Here is a 21,536-nt window from a genome sequence, read left to right as displayed (position 1 = left end):
TGTGAAGGAACTCAGGCCAGGAAGCCGCGCAGGAGCGAAGCGGTTCCTTCAAGGTGCTCCACGGCAGCCCGCTCGGCAGCAGGAGCATCACCACGCAGAATGGCATCCGCAATCTCGACATGCTGCTCGTTGGCATGGTCCAGGTTGGTAGCAAGCAGTGGAATGCGGTCCAGGAGATCATTGAGTCGCGCACGGGTTTCAGCCACTGCACTGACCAAGCTTGCGGATCCGGACAATTCTGCGATCGCGATGTGAAACCGCGCATCCCGTGGACGGTAGCCCTCAGCAGGGGACGCGCTGACTTCGGAAAGGCACACCTGGAGGTGCTGCCGTGCTGCCGCCGATAGATCCGCTTTCGCTGCCAGGACGGCCGCAGCGGGTTCAATGATGGACCGGAAGAGCAGGACGTCTTCAACTTCGGCCGGGTCCAGTGGGCTGTTATCAGGCGTCCGTTGCACTGTGGCGGTGGAGACGTATGTTCCCCCGTACCGCCCCCGCTGCACCTCAAGGTAACCAGCGCTCTGCAGTTCCCCTAAGGCGTCCCGGAGTGTTGCACGGGAGACCCCCAGCTGTTCGGCCAGTTCACGTTCCGGGGGCAACTTTTCAGAGGGAGCGAAAATACCCAGCTTGATGGTCTGCAGTATGTGCTCGATGGTTTCCTCGAACGCATTGCCGCCCCTCACCGGACGCAGCATCGAGAAGGACGGGCCAAAGGGCGAGTCGGGCACTGCACCTCCTTCCGCGCGGACCACGGCACCCAGGGTGCCTGCTGCTTTCATAGTAGCCGTGTGGATCATCAATGGTCATCAAAGACACCATTGGGCCGTTACCTATACAAGCAAAAGTGAGTGTTTTTACGAAAGCACTTGACGAGGCGCAGATCACACTTCAGACTTTGAAGCACACTTTGGACTGAAAACAGTCCTTTAGGATCTCCCCTTGATCCTCACGTTGAACTCTCCCACAAGCATTCCTCAGACGTTAGGAACACGCATGGAAACAGCGCACCAGCCACCCGGTGGCGAGGAAGAGTATTTGAAGCACCGCCGCCTCAAAAGAGGTGCCGCCGGCTGGATCCTCCTGGCCGGTTTGGGGGTTGCGTATGTCATCTCCGGAGACTTCGCGGGCTGGAACCTGGGCCTCGCCCAGGGAGGCTGGGGCGGCCTGCTCATTGCCTTCGTGCTGATGGCCGTGATGTATACCTGCATGGTCTTCGGCCTCGCCGAACTTTCATCAACGCTCCCGACGGCGGGCGCCGGCTATGCGTTCGCACGCAGGGCTTTAGGTCCACTCGGCGGATACGCCACGGGTATGGCAGTCCTGATTGAGTACGCGGTAGCGCCGGCTGCCATTGCTACGTTCATCGGCGGCTATGTGGAAGCGCTGGGGCTCTTCGGGCTCACCAACTCCTGGCCGGTCTACCTCGTCACCTACGTGATCTTCATTGGGATCCACCTCCGTGGCGTAGGTGAGGCGCTGAAGATCATGTTCGGCATCACGGCAGTAGCCACGGTTGCGTTGATCGCCGCGGTGATAGGCCTCCTTCCCAAATTCGACCCTGCCAGGCTCTTCGACATCGTCCCGGACGGCTCCGCAGGCTCCAGCGCCTTCCTACCCATGGGTGTCAGCGGCATCCTCGCAGCACTCGTCTACGGCATCTGGTTCTTCCTGGCCGTGGAGGGCGTTCCGCTGGCGGCCGAAGAAACGTCCAACCCGAAGCGGGACATGCCGCGAGGCATCATCGTGGCCGTCATCATCCTGGTGGTCTTCGGAGCGTTGATGCTGGTCCTCGTACCCGGAGCCGCCGGCTCCCAAGCCATGAGCGGATCCGACAACCCGCTCCCCGAAGCATTGCGCATCGCCTACGGCGGTAACACGTTCCTGGCCGACTTCGTCAACTACGCCGGCCTGGCAGGGTTGGTTGCCAGTTTCTTCTCCATCATCTACGCCTACTCCCGGCAGCTCTTCGCACTCTCGAGGGCAGGTTACCTCCCCCGCTGGCTCTCCCTCACCGGGGCGCGTCGCACCCCCTACTGGGCCCTCATCATTCCCGGCACCATAGGCTTCCTGCTCGCAGCAGTGACGCAGGACGGCGCCTTGTTGATCAACATAGCCGTCTTTGGAGCCACGGTCTCCTACGTCCTGCTCAACCTCTCCCACATCGTTTTGCGCAAAAAGGAACCCCATTTGGAGCGCGGCTACAGGACTCCCGGCGGGATCGTCACAACCTCGGTTGCCCTGGTCCTTTCCGCCGTGGCAGTCGTGGCGACGTTCGTCGTCGACGTCTTTGCAGCTTCCATCACGGCGGCAATCTTTGCCGCCGCCCTTCTCTACTACTGGCTCTACAGCCGGCACCGGATCGTGGCGGGCGCGCCCGAAGAAGAGTTCGCCCAACTGGCCATGGCGGAAGCCGAACTGAAGTAACAACAAATGTCCACACACAAGAACCCCGGAGACACCATGAATGAGCAAAACAAAGCGTCAGCCCGGAACCAACAACTGACCCTCGACGAACTGCGGGGGCTGATAGACAGCGGCGACATCGATACAGTCATTGTCGCCATCACAGATGCGCTGGGACGCCTGCAGGGCAAGCGCTGTGGAGCACGGTCCTTCATGGAGGACGTCCTGGACCACGGAGCCGAAGGCTGCAACTACCTTCTCGCCGTCGATGTCGAGATGAAGACGGTGGACGGTTACGCCATGTCCTCGTGGGAGACAGGCTATGGGGACATGGTGATGATGCCTGATATCTCAACCCTGCGGCGGGTTCCGTGGCTGGAAGGCACCGCGATAGTGCAGTGCGACGTGCTCTGGACCGATCACACCCCTGTTGCTGCCTCCCCCCGCCAGATCCTGAAGGCCCAGATCGAACGACTCGAAAAGCTTGGCTACCGTGCCTACGCCGGCACCGAGCTGGAGTTCATCATGTTCGCCGACTCCTACAGCCAGGCCTGGGAGAAGAACTACACCAGCCTCACGCCCGCAACGCAGTACAACGTGGACTATTCGCTGCTGGCTACCGCGCGCCTGGAACCGGTGATCCGCTCCATCCGCACCAACATGGAGGCCGCCGGATTGGTTGTGGAATCGTCCAAGGGCGAATGCAACCTGGGGCAGCAGGAAATCACGTTCCGCTTCGACGAGGCCCTGGCGGCCTGTGACAAGCACTCGTTCTACAAGAACGGTGCCAAGGAGATCGCGGACCGGCACGGCAAGAGCATCACGTTCATGTCCAAGTTCAACGAGCGCGAAGGCAACTCCTGCCACATCCACTTCAGCCTCACCGACCTTGAGGGCAACCCCGTCTTGGCGGGCGACGGCGAACACGGCTTCAGTCCCGTGATGGAACGTTTCGTGGCGGGACAGTTGGCAGCACTGCGCGAACTCACCTACTTCCTGGCCCCGAACATCAACTCCTACAAGCGGTTCGTGGAGGGCAGCTTTGCGCCGACGGCTATCGCCTGGGGCCTTGATAACCGCAGCTGTGCGCTGCGCGTCGTGGGACACGGCCGGGGCCTCCGCACCGAAAACCGTGTGGGCGGCGGCGACGTCAACCCGTACCTCGCCGTCGCAGCCATGATCGCGGCGGTGATTCACGGGATCGAGAATGACCTCCCGTTGCAGGCCATCACCAAGGGCAACGCGTACGAATCCGATGCGGACCGTCTGCCCACCACCCTGCGGGACGCCCGCGATCTGCTCGCCGAAAGCAGCATCGCCCGCAAGGCCTTCGGCGACGACGTGGTGGACCACTACGTCCACGCCGCCACGGTGGAACTCACCGCGTACGACAGCGCCATCACAGACTGGGAGCGGACCCGTGGCTTCGAGCGACTCTGAAAAGTACAGGCCCCGGATCGCACTCACGAGCTACCTGCAGGAGGCCTCCTGGGGAGTGTGGAATACGACGGCGGCCATCCTCCCCGCCACGTACGTCGAGGCTGTGGTGGCGGCCGGCGCCACTCCAATACTGCTGCCACCCAGCGGTACCGACCCTACGGTCCTGGACCTGGTGGACGGGCTGATCGTGGTGGGAGGGCCCGACGTCGATCCTTCACTTTACGGGCAGGCTCCCCATCCCAGGACGCAGCCGCAGCCCTTGCGGGACAGCCACGATTCCGTCCTTCTCCGCGCTGCGCTGGAACGTGAGCTGCCGCTGTTCGCCATCTGCCGTGGCGCGCAACTCCTGAACGTCGTGTTGGGCGGGACCCTGATCCAGCACATCCCGGACGTCAACCCGGATGCCAGGTGCCAACCAGCGCCCGGTGTGTATGGCGAGGCGGCCTTCAGCACCACGCCGGGCAGCCTGATCAACGATCTCCTCGGCGACACCGCTGAGTCGCCCTGCTACCACCACCAGGCCATGGACTCTGTGCCCCGGGCCCTGCGCGTGACAGCCCGCTCCGCAGACGGCATGGTCCAAGCCCTGGAAACCAGGGAGGGCGGCTGGGTGTTGGGAGTCCAATTCCACCCGGAGCAGAACCCGCACGATCTCCGGCTCTTCCGCGGCTTCGTGGAAGCAGCCGCGAACTACCGTAACGACCACACCGCAACCATGAAAGCGATGTCCCCCGCATGACTGCAACAGTCTTTGATGTCATCAATCCGGCCACCGAGGAGGTCATCCAGACGGTCCCACTCGCAGGCCTGACAGAGACGGACGCTGCGATCGCAAAGGCCGCTGCCGCATACGAGTCGTGGCGGTCCGTGGCGCCCGCGGACCGTGCGCTGCTGCTCCGGCGGTTCGCCGCCGCCGTCGACCATGACCTGGAGAACCTCGCCCAACTGGAGGTACGCAATGCAGGGCACACCATCGGAAATGCCCGGTGGGAAGCCGGCAATGTCCGTGATGTGCTGAACTACTATGCCGCAGCTCCGGAACGGCATTTCGGCCGCCAGATTCCCGTGGCCGGCGGGGTCAACATGACGTTCCATGAGCCGCTGGGCGTGGTGGGTGTGATCGTCCCGTGGAACTTTCCCATGCCGATTGCCGGCTGGGGTTTCGCACCTGCACTGGCGGCAGGGAACACCGTGGTGCTCAAGCCCGCAGAGGTGACACCGCTGACGGCGATCCGGCTGGGTGAGCTTGCCCTTGAAGCAGGCATTCCCGAAGGTGTCTTCCAGGTGATTCCCGGGAAGGGCTCCGTGGTGGGGCAGCGATTCGTCACCCACCCTGCCGTGCGCAAAGTGGTTTTCACCGGCTCCACCGGAGTCGGGAAGCAGATCATGGCCGGCTGTGCAGACCAAGTGAAGCGGGTGACGCTGGAACTTGGCGGTAAGAGCGCCAACATCGTTTTCGACGACGCCGATCTTGAGCTTGCGGCGGCTGCGGCGCCGGGTGGCGCTTTCGACAACGCGGGCCAGGATTGCTGCGCACGCTCCCGGATCCTGGTTCAACGAAATGTCTACGACCGCTTCCTCGAACTGCTGGAACCCGAGGTTATGGGAATGCGCGTCGGCGATCCCGCCGACGCAGCCACAACGATGGGTCCACTGATCTCCGCGCAACAGCTCAGTACAGTTTCAGGATTCGTGCCCGACGGCGCCCCGGTCGCCTTCCAGGGCAAGGCGCCGGAGGGTCCGGGTTTCTGGTTCCCGCCCACCGTTCTGACTCCGGACGTGGACGCGCCGTCATTCACCGATGAGATCTTCGGTCCGGTAGTCGCCGTCGTCCCTTTCGAGGACGAAGCCGACGCCATCCGGATCGCCAACAACACCGAGTATGGCCTGTCCGGTTCCATCTGGACGTCCAAGGTAGACCGGGCCCTTCGCGTGGCGCGCGGCGTCGAGTCCGGCAACTTGTCCGTCAATTCACACTCGTCCGTCCGTTACTCCACACCTTTTGGCGGCTTCAAACAATCAGGTCTGGGGCGCGAGCTCGGCCCGGATGCCTTGGACGCCTTCACCGACGTCAAGAACGTTTTCATCTCAACCCAATCCGCCTAGTCTTTTCCACCACTTCCCTAAGGAGCACCCCATGCAAGCAGTAGTTTCCAACCGCCTCGCAGGCCGCAGTGCAGTCATTACGGGCGGCGCCAGCGGCATCGGCCTGGCCACAGCACGCCGGATGGCCGCAGAGGGCGCCAACGTCGTGATCGCGGACATCGAGCCGACCTCCGGCATTGCCGCGGCCAGCGAAGTTGGCGGCCTGTTCGTGAAGGTGGACGTGACCAGCGAGGAAGAAGTCCGCAACCTTTATGCCCAGACCAAAGAGACATATGGCAGCGTTGACATTGCCTTCAACAATGCCGGCATCTCCCCCGCGGACGATGCCTCGATCCTGGACACGGGCATCGATGCCTGGCGGAGGGTCCAGGAAGTGAACCTGACCTCGGTCTACTACTGCTGCAAATACGCCATTCCCTACATGCAGGAGCAGGGCAAGGGCTCCATCATCAACACGGCGTCCTTCGTTGCCGTCATGGGTGCCGCTACTTCCCAGATTTCCTACAGCGCCTCCAAAGGTGGCGTGCTCTCCATGAGCCGGGAACTCGGCGTCGAATTCGCGCGCCAGGGCATCCGCATCAACGCACTCTGCCCGGGGCCGGTGAACACGCCGCTGTTGAAGGAACTCTTCGCCAAGGATCCGGAGAAGGCAGCACGCCGCCTGGTCCATGTGCCGCTGGGTCGCTTCGCGGAACCGGAAGAGCTGGCGGCTGCCGTCGCCTTCTTGGCCAGTGACGACGCATCCTTCATTACGGCGTCGACATTCCTGGTGGATGGCGGTATTTCGGGAGCTTACGTCACCCCGCTGTCATAGCCGCCCTTCGCCCCACATTGCTGCCCCTGCCCTCTGGGCGGGGCAGTTTTGGTTTTTATCGACCCTTGACGTCGCGATAGTCACCGATATATCGTTAACTATCGCCGATTATCCTTCGGCGTAAGGACAACCGAAAGGACGATGCTGTTATGAAAGGCATCAACGAACACGGCAACCCATTCCCCGAGCACGACCACGGACACCCCGAACCCGGACACGGCCGAGGCCGCTTTAACCGGGGCAAGGGCCGACGCGGACCGGGCGGACACGGAGGCGGCGGGTTTGGCCCCGGCTTTGGACCGGGCGGTTTTGGCCCCGGCTTTGGACCCGGATTCGGCCCAAGGGGCTTCGGCCCTGGCGGCTCCCGCCGAGCCAACCGCGGCGACGTCCGGGCAGCGATTCTCTCGCTCTTGGCGGAGTCTCCTTCCAACGGCTATGGCCTCATCAAGACCATTGCGGAGAAAACATCCGGCGCATGGCGTCCCAGCCCCGGATCCGTCTACCCCACCCTGCAGCAACTGGTGGATGAAGAACTGATCGTCGCCGTCGGCGAAGGCCGACGTACCGAGTTCACGCTCACGGACGATGGCAAGGCCTATGTTGCCGAGCATGAGGAAGAACTGGCCAACGCCTGGAATACGGAAGCCGACGGAACCGCCGCCGCCTTCCACCAGAGCGTCGGCAAGCTCATGGGTGTCGTCCACCAGTTCCGCTCAGCCGCCACCGATGAACAGCGCCAGGCAGCCATTGAGAAGCTGGACGAAACCCGCCGCGCCCTCTACCTGATCCTGGCCGACTAAGTGCTGGCAGCCATCCCCTTGACCTTGACGTAACGTCAACCCCTACTGTCGAAGAACAGGCACAGGACGGAGGACGTATGGACTGGTCAATTCAGGAAATCGCCAAGATTGCAGGAACCACCAGCCGCACGCTGCGTCACTACGACGACATCGGGCTGCTGAAACCAAGCCGGACCGGCCATAACGGCTATCGCTACTATGACGGTCCGGCCCTGGTCCAACTCCAGCGCATCCTCCTGCTCCGGGAACTGGGGCTTGGCCTCCCGGCCATCGCCGAAGTTCTCGATCGAGAGACGGACACCGTCAAAGCGTTAAGCAGCCATCTGGAATGGCTCGCGCAGGAGCAGGACAGGCTGACCCGGCAGATCGCGTCCGTCCGGCAGACCATCGACACAATGAAAGGGGATGGAAAGTACATGGCACAGAACATGTTTGATGGCTTCGACCACACTCAGTACAAGGACGAGGTGGAGGAGCGCTGGGGCAAGGATGCTTACGCCGCCAGCGATGCGTGGTGGCGCGGAATGAGCGCCGACGAGAAGCAGCAGTGGAAAGACCGCTCACAAAAGCTGGGCACGGACTGGATAACCGCCGCCGAATCAGGCGTAGCACCGGACAGCGCTGAAGCGCAGGATCTTGCACGGCGCCACGTCGAATGGCTTCGCGGAATTCCGGGAACCCCGACGACGGCACCCGGCGGAGACGTCAAGGGTTACGTCACGGGACTCGGCGAGATGTACGTCGCTGATCCAAGGTTTGCCGCCAATTATGGCGGTGAAACAGGGGCGGCCTTCGTCCGGGATGCGCTGCGGGTTTACTCGGAAAAGAACCTCTGAATGGTCAGGATGCGCCGATCTGGCTTAGGCAATAGTCTGGCCGGATGGGTACAAGCACCGTCAAGTCCGGCGAACAGGTTGACAGACAGAAGCGCATTCTTGAAGCGGCACTGGAACTACTGTCCCGCCACGGCATTTCGGGCATCAATATGCGTGCCGTGGCACGGGAAGCCGGCGTCGCCTTGGGGCTGGTGAATTACTACTACGAAGACAAATCGAGTTTGATCCGCGCGGTGCTCCACCAGATTGAAGAGCACGACCTCCTGTTGGTGGAGCCTTCGCCCACTTCCACCCCGGACGAACAACTCCGCGAGTCTCTCCGTAGGGTTGCGGACCCAGGGCTCCTGACCACGCCGTATCTGTCCCTCCGCCTCCATCTGTGGGCCCTGGCGCAGGCACATGAGGACTTTGCACAGATCAATGCCGCAGCTTTTGACAGGTATCTCCAAGGCCTTGCGGCATTGATCGGGAATGCCATTTCCGGCTTGTCTCCCGAAGAATGCAGGGAGCGGGCGGCCGACATCGTTGTGGTGCAAAACGGCATGTGGCTCACCACGCTTCTGGGCATCGACAAGGCGGCCATTGAGCGAGGCATTGCCCGCACCGAGGAGATCGCTTTCGCGCCGTCGCAGCGCTAAGCACCCCCTGCTACAAGGACATCTTGCCGATGGAGTACTCTTTGCTCGCGTAGATCCCGCCCTGAGGCAAGTTTGGATCATAATCCTCCGCCGCTCCCCATCGGGCTGCGTCATCCTCAGGAATGAACCCGACGGCGTCTCCCGCCTTTAGGTCCCACCACCGGCCGGTGTTCGCGGAGACGGCGTAAAAGACGGCGACGTGTTCTGCGGTGGTCATCGTGGCGAGGAAAGCCCGAACCGCATCTGACGGGCTAAGCCAGGTCCGCTGCTCGCGGGCGGAACCCGGTCGATGTTCGTAGCTGCCGATACGTACGGCGATGGTGCTGATGCCAAATTTGTCCGCGTAGAGCCGGCACAGGGCTTCTCCCGCGACTTTCGAAACTCCGTAGAAGCCATCGGGACGGGGTGGCATGTCCGATGAGACCGGATCGCCGGCTGAGTACATACCCGTCAAACGGTTGCTGCTGGCGTAGACCACTCGAGGCACTCCGGCGCGCCGGGCAGCCTCGAGAACGTGATACGTGCCGACGATATTCACCTCCGCCAAGTCATGGAAATCCGCCTCATCAGGAATTCCCCCGAGGTGGATCACGCCATCCGCGTTTTCGAACAGCTCCACCAATGAGTTCAGGTCACTGAGATCCGCGGTGGCCACCACATCCTGCGGGGCCACCGGCGACACCGGGCGGATATCGGTGGACACCAGCTCAACCTGCATCTCGGCGAGGGCCGTCCGCAAGGCAGTTCCAATCGTCCCGGCCGCACCTGTAATAACCCAACGACTCCCCGCAACATCAACCATCCACCAACCGTACTGCGCCGTCCCCCGCTGGCGGTTTCCGCTTCCGGCTGCAGAGACGCAGGCCCTGGCAACCACCTGCAGACATCTCGAACGACCGTTGACTTGTCCGGTGGACTTATCGTAGCTTTCAACGCACTGACAACGTTGTCTATGTGGGGATGGGCACGCGCGATGAAGGGCGACTTGGAAGAACAATGACTAAATTCACGATCAGTAGGATGCGGGCAGCGACGTCTGCATTGACGCTGGCGGGCCTGACGCTTTCGGGCATCATGGCCGGCGTGGCACCAGCCTCTGCGGCGCCGGGGGTGGGAAGTGAGGACTTTCGACCTGCTTACCACTACACGCCAGCGAAAAATTGGATGAACGATCCCAATGGAATGGTTTTCCACAAGGGGGTTTATCACCTGTTCTACCAACACAATCCCTCCGGCAACACCTGGGGGAACATGTCGTGGGGTCACGCGACGTCGAAGGACCTGGTTCACTGGCAAGAGCAGCCCCTGGCACTGTTCACCGACGCGCAGGAGGATGTATTCTCCGGCAGCATTGTGGTGGATAAGGACAACACAACAGGCTTCGGGACCAAAGAAAACCCCGCATTGGTGGCCATCTACACCAGCGCCTACAAGGAAGCTTCCCCGCATCGGGGCTTGCAAGCCCAGTCCCTGGCCTACAGCTTGGATGATGGCCAGACCTGGACCAAATACTCAGGAAACCCGGTGCTGAACCGCAATTCTGCCAACTTCCGGGACCCCAAGGTCTTCTGGTACGACAACCCGTCCGGCGGTGGCTACTGGGTCATGACCGTCGTCGAATCGCAGGATCACAAGGTGCTCCTCTACAAGTCCGGCAACCTCAAGGACTGGACTGCCCTGAGCGAATTCGGGCCGGCCAACGCTACCGGCGGCCAGTGGGAATGCCCTGACTTGTTCCCGCTGGCGGTGGATGGGGACAAGAACAACATCAAGTGGGTCATGGTGGTCAACATCAACCCCGGCGGTGTTGCGGGAGGATCGGCCGGTCAATACTTCGTGGGCAACTTTGACGGCACCACGTTCACCTCCGAAACCACCGAGCCAGTGGCCGAGGTACCCGCCGGCACGGTCATGGCAGGCTTCAACGACGGCACCTACAACGGATGGACCATAAACAACGAACCAGGCAACTGGAAGAACGGTCCTTTCGGGGACGCTCCCGCGCCCGGATCCCTGCCCGGCCAGAGCCCGGTGACCGGATTCGGCGGAACAGGACTGATCAACTCATTCAACGACGGCGACTGGCCCCTGGGTTCCATGCAGTCACCAACCTTCACCGTGACCGACGACTACCTTAACTTCCTCATCGGCGGCGGTAAGCACCCCCGCGTCTCCGACAAGTTGGACAACACCCCGCCCCCGGGAGAGCTGAAGTTTGACGGCTTCGAGGTTCCCAATGGCACAACGCTGGCCGATGCAGGCTGGACGGGGACAGGCGACCTGACCCCCAATTACCAGCCGGCCACCAGCGGCGGGGACTTCTACATCGGCGCCAAGCGAATCAACACCTTCGAAACAGGCGCCGTACCCGGTGATGACCGCCAAGGCACCCTGACCTCCCCCGAGTTCCCCATCACCAAGGACTTCATGTCCATGCTGGTGGGAGGCGGCAACCGAACAGCGGACTCAGGCCAGACCCTGGCCGTCCAGTTGCTGGTCAACGGCAATGTAGTCCGCTCCCTGGCCGGTGATAACGCGGGATTGCTGAACTGGAAAGGCTGGGATGTCTCGGAGTTCGCCGGCGAGAAGGCACAGCTGCGAGTCGTTGACGAAGCTACCGGCGGGTGGGGCCACATGACTCTTGATCACGTCATGCTCACTGACACAGCCGCCGTCGCCAGGTCCGATGAAGAAACGGTGAACTTGGTTGTCAACGGACAAGTGGTCCGTACCGCTACCGGCAACGACAGCGAAAGCTTGGATTGGGCCTCGTGGGATACCAGGGAATTCGTTGGCCAGCAGGCACACATCAAGGTTGTCGACAACAACAGATTCGGATGGGGGCACATCCTCGCGGATGAGTTCACAGCCAGCTCCACAGCAGCGAAGTCCAAGCTGGAGTCTTATCACTGGCTGGACTACGGACGCGACTACTACGCGGCCGTTTCGTTCTCGAACATGCCCGACAACAAGCGGGTCATGCTGGGCTGGATGAACAACTGGGATTATGCCAACACCATCCCCACCAACCCCTGGCGCAGTGCCATGTCGTTGCCCCGGGAGGTGCAGCTGACGCAGACACCTGATGGACCACGCCTTGCCCAAAGCGTGGTCAAGCAGGTGGACAAGCTCGCGACAAAGCCCAGCTACACGGACAAGAAGGGCGGTGCCATCAAGGCCGGAACAACCCCGCTGCCCTCTGCCACTTCAGGTCAGGTCCAGCGCGTGGACATCACGTTCGCACCCGGCACGGCGAAAAAGTCAGGCATCACCGTACTGGGCGACGGCAACTCCTCCACCGCCATCGGCTATGACTCCATCACCGGAAAGGTCTTCGTTGACCGCACGACATCGGGAAACACCGCTTTCCACCCAACCTTCGCTTCAGTTGAGGACGCCCCTGTCGCACTGGACCAAAAGGGCAATGTCACCCTGCGGGTGTATTTAGACCGCTCATCGGTGGAAGTGTTCTCCGGCGACGGTCTCCGGACCATCACCGATCAAGTATTTCCGAACGCCGGCGCTGACCGGATGACCCTCTTTGCAGAGGGTGGAACAGCGCAACTGAAGTCCCTCACGGTGACCCCCATGGAAGGAGCAATGTTCCTTCCCGGAAAGAAGTAACGCACTACCCGTAGCGAGGGACGGCGGCCGGCTTTCGCCTGGCCGCCGCCCCTGCTTCTACGGTTGGATCAGTGGGTTCAGCCAGGTCAGGGCGGAACCGTCGCCCTCTATGTGATCGGCAAGTTCGGCGTTGAACTCCCGGCCGTAATCGGCCCCGATGTGCTCTTGGAAGGCCTGCTCGTCCAGGTACACCTCGAAGACGAAGTACTCCCGCGGGTTGGTTTCCCTCGTGTACGGCAGGAACATCACATTTCCCGGTTCGTTCCGGACGTGTTCCGTCAGCGTTGCCATCATTTCCGCGACCCGGGTTTCACTGCCTTCTTTGACGGTGAACTCTGCATACAGTGTCTTGGTCATGGCCAGTCCTTTGCTCGGTTGGTTTCGGATTGCTCAGCTATTTGCCTGCGTCAGCTTGGGGCCGGATTTCGCCGGAACCCCGCTCTATCAGTTCGGTTGGGATGACATACGTTTGGGCAGGGCTCTGGTCGCCATCGATCCTTGCAAGGATCCGCTCAGCCGCAAGCTTGCCGATGCGTTCGGGATGCTGGGCGATCACTGTGATCCCGGGGTCCATCATGTCGGCCAGGGTGAAATCATCAAATCCAATGAGGGCAACCTTGTGATGCAGTCCAAGGGCTTTCAGAGCCCGCATGGCCCCGAACGTCACCAAGTTCTGACTGGAAAATATCGCCGTCGGCGGGTTCTCTGAGGTAAGCAGCTCGTGAGCGGCCCGGCATGCGGTTTCCTCGTCATGCAGGTTTTCACGAACGGCGACCCCGGACGTGGAAACGCCTGCTTGTCCCACGCCATCCAGGAACCCTGTCCGGCGCCTCCCGGCAGTCTGAATATCAGTCCGGTCGCCAAGGTAAGCCAGCCGGGTATGCCCATGCTTGATGAGATGGGCCGCCGCCTTTGCCGCACCAATTTCGTTATCAGTCACTACCGCGTCGGCCTCAATGCCCGCGGGCTCACGGTCAACGAATACCAGTGGCAGATCGCGGGAGTGCTCCGGAATCATGTACGCCTGGCTCTTGGCGATGGTAGTCAGCACAAGCCCATCGACCCGGCGGCCCAGGAAAGCCGAAATGAGTTTCCTCTCCCGGTCGGGATCGTCATCCAGGCTTGCAGCGAAGACGGCAATGCCGCGCACAGCCAAGGCGTCTTCCATGGCCCTGTGGATCTCCCCACTGAATGGGTTGGAAACGCTCGGAAGCAGCAAGCCGATGGACTGGGTCTTGCGTCCGGAACGCTTCAGGCTGCCCGCCGTGATGTCCAGTTGGTACTGCAGCTGTTCCGTCGCCCGTATGACCCGCTGGCGGGTCGCCTCGGAGACGCCCGGCTCATCGTTCACGACGCGGGAAACTGTCTTAATCCCAACGCCCGCGAGATCGGCAACATTCTTCATGGTGGGGCGCTTGCGTCCGGAGTCGGACTGGTAACGATTAGACATCGTTGTCAACTTGCTGCTCCTCAACTCGATTTAATACTTGACTCTATCGTGTGAGCTTGCTTACATGTTCCATGACAACGTTGTCAGCCGCAGAAATGCGCCGCCAACAGCCACAAAACCAGGAGTTTCAATGTTGAGTTCCAGAGTCACGCGGTCCACCCGGAACCGTCTTCTTGCCGTCGGCGCAGTCCTGACCCTCGGCACACTTAGCCTGACAGCCTGCGGAGGCAGCTCCTCCCCTTCATCCAGCGGAGGCTCCGACGAGAAGATCGGTGTTTCGCTGATCGTCAAGACCACCTCCAACCCGTTCTTCGTTTCCATGCAGGACGGCGCGAAGAAGGCCGCCGAGGCGGACGGCGTCGACCTTAAGCTTGCGGCCGGCAAGGCCGACGGCGACGAGGACACCCAGATCCAGGCCATTGAGAATGCGATCTCCAAGGGTGACAAGGGCATTCTGATTACCCCCAACGGCCCCTCGGTAGTGGATGCCCTGAAGAAGGCCAAGGACGCGGGCTTGTTCGTCATTGCGCTGGACACCCCGCCGGACCCGGCCGACGCCGCTGACATCACGTTTGCCACGGACAACTTCAACGCCGGAGAGCTCATCGGCAAGTGGACCGCCCAGCAACTGGCGGGCAAGAAAGCTGTCATCGCCCTCATCGATCTCTTTGACGACAAGGTGGTCTCGGTGGACTACAACCGCGACCAGGGCTTCCTGACCGGCCTCGGCATCGACACCGCGGATAAGAAGAAGAACGGCGACGAAGCCAAGACGGGAACGTATACCGGCGGCAAGGGCGGCGACTACGAAATCGTCGGCAGCCAGGCTTCCCAAGGAGCCGAAGACGGTGGACGTACCGCGATGGAGACCCTGCTGGCCAAGAACCCCAATGTCAACGTTGTCTACACGATCAACGAGCCCGCTGCCGCAGGTGCTTTCGAGGCCCTGAAGTCCGCGGGCAAGGAAAAGGACGTCCTGATCGTCTCCGTTGACGGCGGCTGCTCAGGTGTAAACAACGTCAAGTCCGGTGTGATCGGCGCAACGGCTCAGCAGTACCCGGTCAAAATGGCCGAGCTGGGCGTAAAAGCCATCGTAGATCTGGCAAAGACCGGCAAAAAGCCCGCCAACTCAGAGGGTCTTGACTTCTTCAACACCGGCGTCGAGCTCGTCACTGACAAGCCCGCAGACGGCGTGAAGAGCATCACCACCACCGAAGCATCCCAGATCTGCTGGGGCAAGTAACCCGTTCCTAGGCGGGGAGACGCTCCAACCAGCGTCTCCCCGCATGCCCAGCAGTTACAGAACATGGAAGTTCAGGAGCAACCCAAGTGACCCAGCAACAGACCGCCGGCCCCCCGAGCGCGGGGCATGCTGACCTAGCCGAGGAATTCCTCGACCGCCAGACGCCCCTCAGCAGAATCCGCAACCTCCTCCACCGATACCCAGCACTCAGCCCGGCTATTGTGCTGCTGATCGCCGTGGTGGTCTTCGGGCTCCTCAATGATCGCTTCCTGCGCGTTGAGAACCTGTCCCTGATTACTCAACAGGTTGCCGTGGTGGGCACCTTGGCGATCGCCCAGACGCTGATCATCCTGACAGCAGGCATTGACCTCTCCGTAGGCGCGGTCATGATCCTGTCCTCAATGGTGATCGCACAACTTGCGGTCAGCAACGGCATTCCAGGGCCTGTTGCGCTGCTGGCAGGCCTGGTCGTCGGCCTTGGTTCAGGAGCATTAAACGGCTTCCTGGTCACAAGATTCCGGCTGCCACCGTTCATCGTGACGCTGGGAACATTGAACATCTTCATCGCTCTGACGCTGCTCTACTCTGGCGGAAGCACCGTGCGCGGCTCCGCGATGCCAGGAATGCTCACCTGGCTGGGAAGCACCTTCCCGATCGGCCCCGTCCGGATCTCCACTGGTGTGGTCATGATGCTCCTCCTCTACGTGGCCGTAGCGTTCATTCTGGGCAAGACCGCCTGGGGACGGCACGTCTACGCCGTGGGCGATGACAAGGAAGCAGCCCGACTGGCCGGCATTCCCGTCAACCGCGTCCTGATGAGCGTGTACCTTGCTGCCGGTGCAGTCCTCGCCGTCGGCGCCTGGATCCAGATCGGCCGTACCAATGCCGCCAGCCCTAACGCCGGCGTCGACCTGAACCTGGACTCCATCACCGCCGTCGTGATTGGCGGCACCAGCCTCTTCGGCGGCCGTGGCTCCATCTGGGGCTCGCTTCTCGGAGCCCTGATCGTTGGCGTCTTCCGCAATGGCCTCTCCCTCGCGGGCCTGGACGTGCTCTACCAGACCCTCGCCGTAGGCATCTTGATCATCATTGCCGTGTCCGTCGATCAATGGATCCGAAAGGTCAAGTCATGACCACCACAGATTTTGAAGCCCCCCGCACCGAAACCCGCGAGCCCATCCTCAAGGCCAGGAACCTCGTCAAGACCTTCGGCCGCGTCGTCGGTCTCGACGGTGTCAGCTTGGACCTCTACCCCGGCGAGGTCCTGGCCATCATCGGCGACAACGGCGCCGGTAAGTCCACACTCATCAAATGCCTCACCGGCGCCGAAGTTCCCGACACCGGTGAACTCTTCGTCTCCGGACAGCAGGTTCACTTCAAACGGCCGCAGGACGCCCGCGTCCACGGCATCGAAACTGTTTACCAGAACCTGGCTGTTTCGCCGGCCCTCGATGTTGCCTCGAACCTGTTTCTCGGCCGGGAAGAGCGGCTCCCCGGACCGTTGGGAAGCCTGTTCCGAATCCTCGATACCAAGGGCATGCGCAGGAAAGCCAAGGAAGAGCTGAGCCGGCTGGGCATCTCCACTCTCCAGGACGTCACCGTGCCGGTCGAGAATCTCTCCGGTGGCCAGCGCCAAGCCGTCGCCGTGGCCCGTGCAGCGGCCTTCGGATCCAAGGTGGTGGTTCTCGACGAACCGACGGCTGCCTTGGGAGTCCGCGAATCCAACCAGGTGCTCCAGCTGGTCCGGGACCTCCGCGACCGAGGGCTGCCGGTCATCCTGATCAGCCATAACATGCCTCATGTGTTCGACGTTGCAGACCGCATCCACATCCAGCGCCTCGGCAAATGCGCGGCAACCATCACCCCGCAATCACACACGATGACCGACGCCGTCGCCATCATGACAGGCGCGGCCAAAGCCTAAGCGCCACACCGGGCCTTCCGTCCGGGCCTTCCGACCCATCGGAAACCCTATTCTCCGTCCGCAGACCTGCCAACCGGTCTGCGGACGGACCCATGCCTCCCCCGTCCCACCAGCAACCCGACGAAAGAACCGAGATGCACAACCTTCACCCAGGCGACTTTGCCCATAACCAACCGGACGTCCTCGTCATCGGCGAAGCCCTGGTCGATATTGTGAACACCCGGGAAGGAACCATCAGCTACCCTGGCGGTTCCCCCGCCAATGTCGCCTACGGCCTGGGCCGCCTCGGGGTACCGACCGGGCTCCTCACAGCGATCGGCGAGGACGAACACGGCACCGCCATCACCACCCACCTCCACAGCGCAGGTGTCCGGCTGCTTCCCGGATCAACATCCCTGGAGCGCACCGCCACGGCCACCGCAACGCTGGCAACGGACGGCTCGGCCAGCTACGAGTTCGACATCCGCTGGGAACTTGCACCCGTAGCACCGGCCACGATCCCGAAAGTCCTCCATACCGGATCCATCGCCACGTTCCTGGCCCCGGGAGCCGGCACTGTGCGTACCCTCCTGGAACAAAGCCACGACTCCTGCCTGGTCACCTACGACCCCAACATCCGCCCGGCCCTCCTTGGCAGCCATGCCGAAGCCAAGCAGATTTTCGAGGACCTGCTCCCCCTCACCGACGTCATCAAACTCAGTGACGAAGATGCGCACTGGTTGTACCCCGCATCCTCCCTGGACGACGTCGCCTCCCGACTCCTGAATCACGGGGCCCGGCTGGCCGTCATCACCCGAGGCGCTGAAGGTGCGCTCCTGGCCACACCCGGAGCACGCCTCAACGTCCCATCAGCGAAGACCCACGTTGCAGACACCATCGGCGCCGGCGACTCCTACATGGCCGCCCTCATCTTTGAACTGTTGGCCAGAGGCGAAAAGGCGTTTGCTTCACCAGCCCTCGAAAGTATCGGACAGACCGCAGCCTTGGCCGCAGCGATCACCGTCAGCCGGCCCGGCGCCAACCCCCCGACCTCCGACGAACTTCAAGCGCGTCTGGAAGGACTCGAACAGCAGCCGCTCGCCGCAGTATAGAACTCCCCATGGCACTGCTGCGGGACGACGCCTACGATGGCAGAGGACCGCTCGGTCCCTTCAGTCACTTTTTTGGGGAAAAGGACCTTACCCATGCCGTTGCCGCGACCTGCCGCCGACCATCCGTTCCACAGAACACGGCAGGGGGTGTGGGCCATCCTGGCGGCTGTCGCTTTGGTAGCCGCGGGTCTCTTCGCCGGGATCGCGCCCGCCTCGGCCGCGACCTACACCTTCAAGGGCGCGGTCAAGGGAAAACTGACAGCCACCGCAACGGCCACTGCGCTGGGCGACGTTTGGGTGGGTGCGTACACCAATGACGACCGGGCCGACTTCGTTGCCGGTGCGTGGTCTGCTCCCGATGGCTCCTACAGTTTCACGGTGCCGGCTTCCGGCAGCTACAAAATATGGACCACCTGCAGCAGCGGGCCCTGCTCCGCGACGTACGCCTCAGAGTGGAACTCGAACCAATCAAGCTCCTACGGTTCCACGCCGGTTGCCGTTACCGATGCTGCCCCCACCACCACGTACAACCCGCAATTGGAAGCCTTCGGCAGCATGACTGGCCGGGTCACCAACAAGGCCGGCCAGCCGCTGACTGCGGTGTCCGTCTCAGCATCACCCAACAACGGCGGACAAGTGAGCAGCACCAAGCCGGACGCCAACGGCTACTTCACCCTCACCAAGATCCCGCCCAACCAGGCCTACATCAGCGTTCGGGATGAGTCGGGCCAGCGCCTCTACCTGGAGCAGTACTGGACCGGCACCGGCACCGTGGACACTTACACGGTCGCTACCGTCCCCGCCGGAGTCGCATGGACCAATGTGAACTTCGTCCTCAAGGATGAAACCCTCATGGAGGCCACTGTCGTCGACCCGGCGGGTGCGCCGATTGCCGACGTCGGGTATATCCCGTGGGTCTACAACGACGCAACGGCAGCCTGGGAAGGGCCCCAGATGGGCCCGCTGACCTCGAATGCGCAGGGCAAGATCTACTGGCGCATGACAGTAGGCAAGAAGTACAAGCTCTGCGTCTCGGACACGGTCTACGAGGGCGCGCCCCGCGATAAGCGGTACAAAGCCGAGTGCTACGACAACACGCCCACCAAGGACACGGCAACCGTTCTGACAGCGACTTCTGCCGGCCAGCGGGTAAAGCTCACCATGCAGCTGGACGTAGCAGGGCTGTCGCTGACACCCGATAGGCCCTACGTTTACGGTTCAGCCCAGGCGGGACAGAAACTGACGGTCGATCCCGGCGTTTGGGGACCGGCTCCGGTGACCCTCGCCTACCAGTGGCAGCGTTCCAAGGATAATTCCGAACTACAGGACATCGCCGGCGCCACCACCACTGTCTACACCCCCACCGCGGCTGATGCCGGGTACGACATCTGGGCAAAAGTCACCGGAACCAAGACCGGATACGCCCCGCACACCACCTCGGTCCACGGCGGCAAATCCGGAGCCGAGGCTGTCACATCTTCCAAGCCCTTTACCCTCCTGGGCACGCCCAGCGCGGGGAACACCCTGACCGTTGACCACGGCACCTTGAACCCCGCCCCTGATTTTGGCCCGTATTACGACTGGTTCGTCAACGGTGTGCAGGACTACCGGACAAACGGGCCCACGTTCCTTCTGCAAACCTCCGACGCCGGCAAAAAAGTCACCGTACGACTCAGCGTCCACGACTGGCCGCTCCAGCCCTATTACGGCCAGGCCTCTGTCACTGTTGCGGCGGGCACGTTGACCGCTCCGGTTCCCACGGTGTCCGGAACGGCGAAGGTCGGTTCTGTCGTGACAGCTGTTCCCGGGACGTGGGGTCCTGCCCCTGTGACGTTGGCTTATCAGTGGTTCCGGAGCGGCGTCGCGATCACCGGGGCTACGTCAGCTACCTACTCTCTGGCTGCCGCCGATCTGGGTAAGACCATGACCGTTCGGGTCACGGGCACCAAGGCCGGGTTTACGACGGCGGCGAAGACTTCCGCTGCGACTGCAGCCGTCGCGGCGGGCACGTTGACGGCACCGGTGCCGACGGTGTCCGGGACAGCGAAGGTTGGCTCTGTGCTCACTGCGGTTCCCGGGACGTGGGGACCTGCCCCAGTGACGCTCACCTACCAGTGGTTTCGGAGCGGCGTCGCGATCACCGGGGCCACGTCAGCTACGTACTCATTGGCTGCCGCGGATTTGGGTAAGACCATGACCGTCCAGGTTACGGGCGGCAAGGCCGGGTTTACGACGGCAGCGAAGACTTCCGCTGCAACTGCGGCCGTAGCGGTGGGAACGTTGACCGCGCCGGTGCCGACGGTGACCGGGACAGCGAAAGTTGGTTCGGTGTTGACGGCTGTTCCCGGAGCGTGGGGTCCTGCCCCTGTGACGCTGGCGTACCAGTGGTTCCGGAGTGGCGTCGCGATCACCGGGGCCACCTCAGCCACCTACACGTTGGCAGCCGCCGATCTGGGTAAAACCATGACCGTTCGGGTCACAGGCACGAAGGCCGGATTTACGACGGCGGCGAAAACCTCCGCAGCCACTGCCGCCGTCGCGGTAGGAACGTTAACCGCGCCGGTGCCGACGGTGTCCGGGACGGTGAAAGTTGGTTCGGTCCTCACGGCTGTGCCAGGCGCGTGGGGTCCTGCCCCTGTGACGCTGGCGTACCAGTGGTACCGGAGCGGCGTCGCGATCACGGGCGCCACCTCAGCTACGTACTCATTGGCTGCCGCTGACCTGGGCAAGACCATGACCGTCCGGGTCACGGGCTCAAAGACCGGATTCACGACGGCGGCCAAGACTTCCGTAGCGACTGCTGCCGTGGCGGCGGGCACGCTGACCGGGCCCACTCCCACCGTCGCAGGCACGGCAACCGTGGGCAGCACGCTCACCGCGACACCCGGCGCCTGGGGTCCTGCCCCGGTGACGTTGACCTACCAGTGGTTCCGCGGAAGTACTGCCATTTCGGGCGCCACCGCCCAGACGTACAAACTGGTCGCCGCGGACAAGGGAAGTGCCATTAAAGTACGCGTTACAGGCACCAAGACTGCGTACACCGCACTGGCCCGCTACTCAGTTGCCACGGCCCTGATCGGCTGAGCATCAGCGTACCTAACTGACGTTAGTGACGGGATCCAAGAGACGACGACGGCGGCAGCACCGCCGTCGTCGTCTTCCTGCCG

18 protein-coding genes are annotated in these 21,536 nt (G+C 62.4%); 14 read left to right on the top strand and 4 right to left on the bottom strand.

Features of this window, described 5'->3' with window-relative positions; all coding sequences use genetic code 11:
• Positions 1-11 precede the first annotated feature (11 nt).
• The gene (locus QEH68_RS02920) at positions 12-779 is read right to left on the bottom strand and encodes a GntR family transcriptional regulator (protein WP_280626359.1); all 768 of its coding nucleotides are present in this window, start codon (positions 777-779) and stop codon (positions 12-14) included.
• Between the two features lie 214 nt (positions 780-993).
• Between QEH68_RS02920 and eat the strand changes: the two genes are divergently transcribed.
• The 8 genes from eat (at position 994) to QEH68_RS02880 (ending at position 9,037) form a co-directional block, all read left to right on the top strand.
• Entirely contained in the window at positions 994-2,424 is a 1,431-nt protein-coding gene (gene eat, locus QEH68_RS02915; RefSeq protein ID WP_207596090.1) for an ethanolamine permease, read from the top strand.
• Positions 2,425-2,460: 36 nt separating this feature from the next.
• Positions 2,461-3,843: a glutamine synthetase family protein gene (locus QEH68_RS02910; RefSeq protein WP_280627960.1), complete on the top strand. Its 1,383-nt coding sequence runs from the start codon at positions 2,461-2,463 to the stop codon at positions 3,841-3,843.
• Positions 3,824-4,582, top strand: a complete 759-nt coding sequence (locus QEH68_RS02905) for a gamma-glutamyl-gamma-aminobutyrate hydrolase family protein (protein WP_280626358.1) — start codon at positions 3,824-3,826, stop codon at positions 4,580-4,582. The genes QEH68_RS02910 and QEH68_RS02905 overlap by 20 nt, the downstream gene beginning before the upstream one ends.
• Positions 4,579-5,949, top strand: a complete 1,371-nt coding sequence (locus tag QEH68_RS02900; protein WP_280626357.1) for an aldehyde dehydrogenase family protein — start codon at positions 4,579-4,581, stop codon at positions 5,947-5,949. Before QEH68_RS02905 ends, QEH68_RS02900 begins: the two co-directional genes overlap by 4 nt.
• Before the next feature lie 31 nt (positions 5,950-5,980).
• Positions 5,981-6,763, top strand: a complete 783-nt coding sequence (locus tag QEH68_RS02895; RefSeq protein WP_280626356.1) for a 3-oxoacyl-ACP reductase — start codon at positions 5,981-5,983, stop codon at positions 6,761-6,763.
• A 149-nt stretch (positions 6,764-6,912) separates the two neighbouring features.
• A complete protein-coding gene (locus QEH68_RS02890) occupies positions 6,913-7,563 on the top strand; it encodes a PadR family transcriptional regulator (RefSeq protein WP_280626355.1) in 651 nt (216 codons plus the stop codon).
• Positions 7,564-7,640: 77 nt separating this feature from the next.
• Positions 7,641-8,399: a MerR family transcriptional regulator gene (locus QEH68_RS02885; RefSeq protein WP_280626354.1), complete on the top strand. Its 759-nt coding sequence runs from the start codon at positions 7,641-7,643 to the stop codon at positions 8,397-8,399.
• Between the two features lie 44 nt (positions 8,400-8,443).
• On the top strand, positions 8,444-9,037 hold the full coding sequence (locus QEH68_RS02880; protein ID WP_089593492.1) for a TetR/AcrR family transcriptional regulator: 594 nt from the start codon (positions 8,444-8,446) through the stop codon (positions 9,035-9,037).
• 10 nt (positions 9,038-9,047) lie between these two features.
• On the opposite strand, the gene QEH68_RS02875 is transcribed toward QEH68_RS02880, so the two are convergent.
• The gene (locus tag QEH68_RS02875) at positions 9,048-9,839 is read right to left on the bottom strand and encodes an NAD(P)-dependent oxidoreductase (protein WP_280626353.1); all 792 of its coding nucleotides are present in this window, start codon (positions 9,837-9,839) and stop codon (positions 9,048-9,050) included.
• Positions 9,840-10,033: 194 nt separating this feature from the next.
• On the opposite strand from QEH68_RS02875, the gene QEH68_RS02870 reads away from it, so the two are divergent.
• A complete protein-coding gene (locus QEH68_RS02870) occupies positions 10,034-12,661 on the top strand; it encodes a GH32 C-terminal domain-containing protein (protein WP_280626352.1) in 2,628 nt (875 codons plus the stop codon).
• A gap of 57 nt (positions 12,662-12,718) precedes the next feature.
• Here QEH68_RS02870 and QEH68_RS02865 read toward each other — a convergent pair whose 3' ends face one another.
• Together QEH68_RS02865 and QEH68_RS02860 are read right to left on the bottom strand one after the other, a co-directional pair.
• Entirely contained in the window at positions 12,719-13,018 is a 300-nt protein-coding gene (locus QEH68_RS02865; protein ID WP_280626351.1) for a putative quinol monooxygenase, read from the bottom strand.
• Positions 13,019-13,055: 37 nt separating this feature from the next.
• Complete coding sequence (locus QEH68_RS02860; protein WP_280627959.1) at positions 13,056-14,066, bottom strand: LacI family DNA-binding transcriptional regulator; 1,011 nt, start codon at positions 14,064-14,066, stop codon at positions 13,056-13,058.
• A gap of 175 nt (positions 14,067-14,241) precedes the next feature.
• Here QEH68_RS02860 and QEH68_RS02855 point away from each other — a divergent pair, with 175 nt between their 5' ends.
• From QEH68_RS02855 to QEH68_RS02835, 5 genes are all read left to right on the top strand, one after another.
• Positions 14,242-15,354, top strand: coding sequence for a substrate-binding domain-containing protein (locus QEH68_RS02855; protein ID WP_207596082.1), 1,113 nt, complete (start codon positions 14,242-14,244; stop codon positions 15,352-15,354).
• Between the two features lie 86 nt (positions 15,355-15,440).
• Positions 15,441-16,487 carry an ABC transporter permease gene (locus QEH68_RS02850; protein ID WP_207596081.1) on the top strand — a complete coding sequence of 349 codons (1,047 nt, stop codon included), beginning with the start codon at positions 15,441-15,443 and terminating at the stop codon, positions 16,485-16,487.
• On the top strand, positions 16,484-17,278 hold the full coding sequence (locus tag QEH68_RS02845) for an ATP-binding cassette domain-containing protein (RefSeq protein WP_207596080.1): 795 nt from the start codon (positions 16,484-16,486) through the stop codon (positions 17,276-17,278). Before QEH68_RS02850 ends, QEH68_RS02845 begins: the two co-directional genes overlap by 4 nt.
• Before the next feature lie 134 nt (positions 17,279-17,412).
• Positions 17,413-18,369: a carbohydrate kinase gene (locus tag QEH68_RS02840; protein ID WP_280626350.1), complete on the top strand. Its 957-nt coding sequence runs from the start codon at positions 17,413-17,415 to the stop codon at positions 18,367-18,369.
• A 93-nt stretch (positions 18,370-18,462) separates the two neighbouring features.
• Positions 18,463-21,453, top strand: coding sequence for a carboxypeptidase regulatory-like domain-containing protein (locus QEH68_RS02835; RefSeq protein ID WP_280626349.1), 2,991 nt, complete (start codon positions 18,463-18,465; stop codon positions 21,451-21,453).
• Positions 21,454-21,536 lie beyond the last annotated feature (83 nt).

The sequence above is a fragment of the Paenarthrobacter sp. OM7 genome (assembly GCF_029873575.1).
In the GTDB taxonomy this organism is placed as follows: domain Bacteria; phylum Actinomycetota; class Actinomycetes; order Actinomycetales; family Micrococcaceae; genus Arthrobacter.
Note: the sequence above shows the minus strand (reverse complement) of the source record. Positions and strands in the feature narration are given on the sequence as shown.

Excerpts from the sequence above, each read along its gene's own strand:
- QEH68_RS02920 (WP_280626359.1), bottom strand. The coding sequence starts at position 779 with ATGAAAGCAGCAGGCACCCTGGGTGCCGTGGTCCGCGCGGAAGGAGGT.
- eat (WP_207596090.1), top strand. The coding sequence starts at position 994 with ATGGAAACAGCGCACCAGCCACCCGGTGGCGAGGAAGAGTATTTGAAG.
- QEH68_RS02910 (WP_280627960.1), top strand. The coding sequence starts at position 2,461 with ATGAATGAGCAAAACAAAGCGTCAGCCCGGAACCAACAACTGACCCTC.
- QEH68_RS02900 (WP_280626357.1), top strand. The coding sequence starts at position 4,579 with ATGACTGCAACAGTCTTTGATGTCATCAATCCGGCCACCGAGGAGGTC.
- QEH68_RS02895 (WP_280626356.1), top strand. The coding sequence starts at position 5,981 with ATGCAAGCAGTAGTTTCCAACCGCCTCGCAGGCCGCAGTGCAGTCATT.
- QEH68_RS02890 (WP_280626355.1), top strand. The coding sequence starts at position 6,913 with ATGAAAGGCATCAACGAACACGGCAACCCATTCCCCGAGCACGACCAC.
- QEH68_RS02885 (WP_280626354.1), top strand. The coding sequence starts at position 7,641 with ATGGACTGGTCAATTCAGGAAATCGCCAAGATTGCAGGAACCACCAGC.
- QEH68_RS02880 (WP_089593492.1), top strand. The coding sequence starts at position 8,444 with ATGGGTACAAGCACCGTCAAGTCCGGCGAACAGGTTGACAGACAGAAG.
- QEH68_RS02875 (WP_280626353.1), bottom strand. The coding sequence starts at position 9,839 with ATGGTTGATGTTGCGGGGAGTCGTTGGGTTATTACAGGTGCGGCCGGG.
- QEH68_RS02870 (WP_280626352.1), top strand. The coding sequence starts at position 10,034 with ATGACTAAATTCACGATCAGTAGGATGCGGGCAGCGACGTCTGCATTG.
- QEH68_RS02865 (WP_280626351.1), bottom strand. The coding sequence starts at position 13,018 with ATGACCAAGACACTGTATGCAGAGTTCACCGTCAAAGAAGGCAGTGAA.
- QEH68_RS02860 (WP_280627959.1), bottom strand. The coding sequence starts at position 14,066 with ATGAAGAATGTTGCCGATCTCGCGGGCGTTGGGATTAAGACAGTTTCC.
- QEH68_RS02855 (WP_207596082.1), top strand. The coding sequence starts at position 14,242 with ATGTTGAGTTCCAGAGTCACGCGGTCCACCCGGAACCGTCTTCTTGCC.
- QEH68_RS02845 (WP_207596080.1), top strand. The coding sequence starts at position 16,484 with ATGACCACCACAGATTTTGAAGCCCCCCGCACCGAAACCCGCGAGCCC.
- QEH68_RS02840 (WP_280626350.1), top strand. The coding sequence starts at position 17,413 with ATGCACAACCTTCACCCAGGCGACTTTGCCCATAACCAACCGGACGTC.
- QEH68_RS02835 (WP_280626349.1), top strand. The coding sequence starts at position 18,463 with ATGCCGTTGCCGCGACCTGCCGCCGACCATCCGTTCCACAGAACACGG.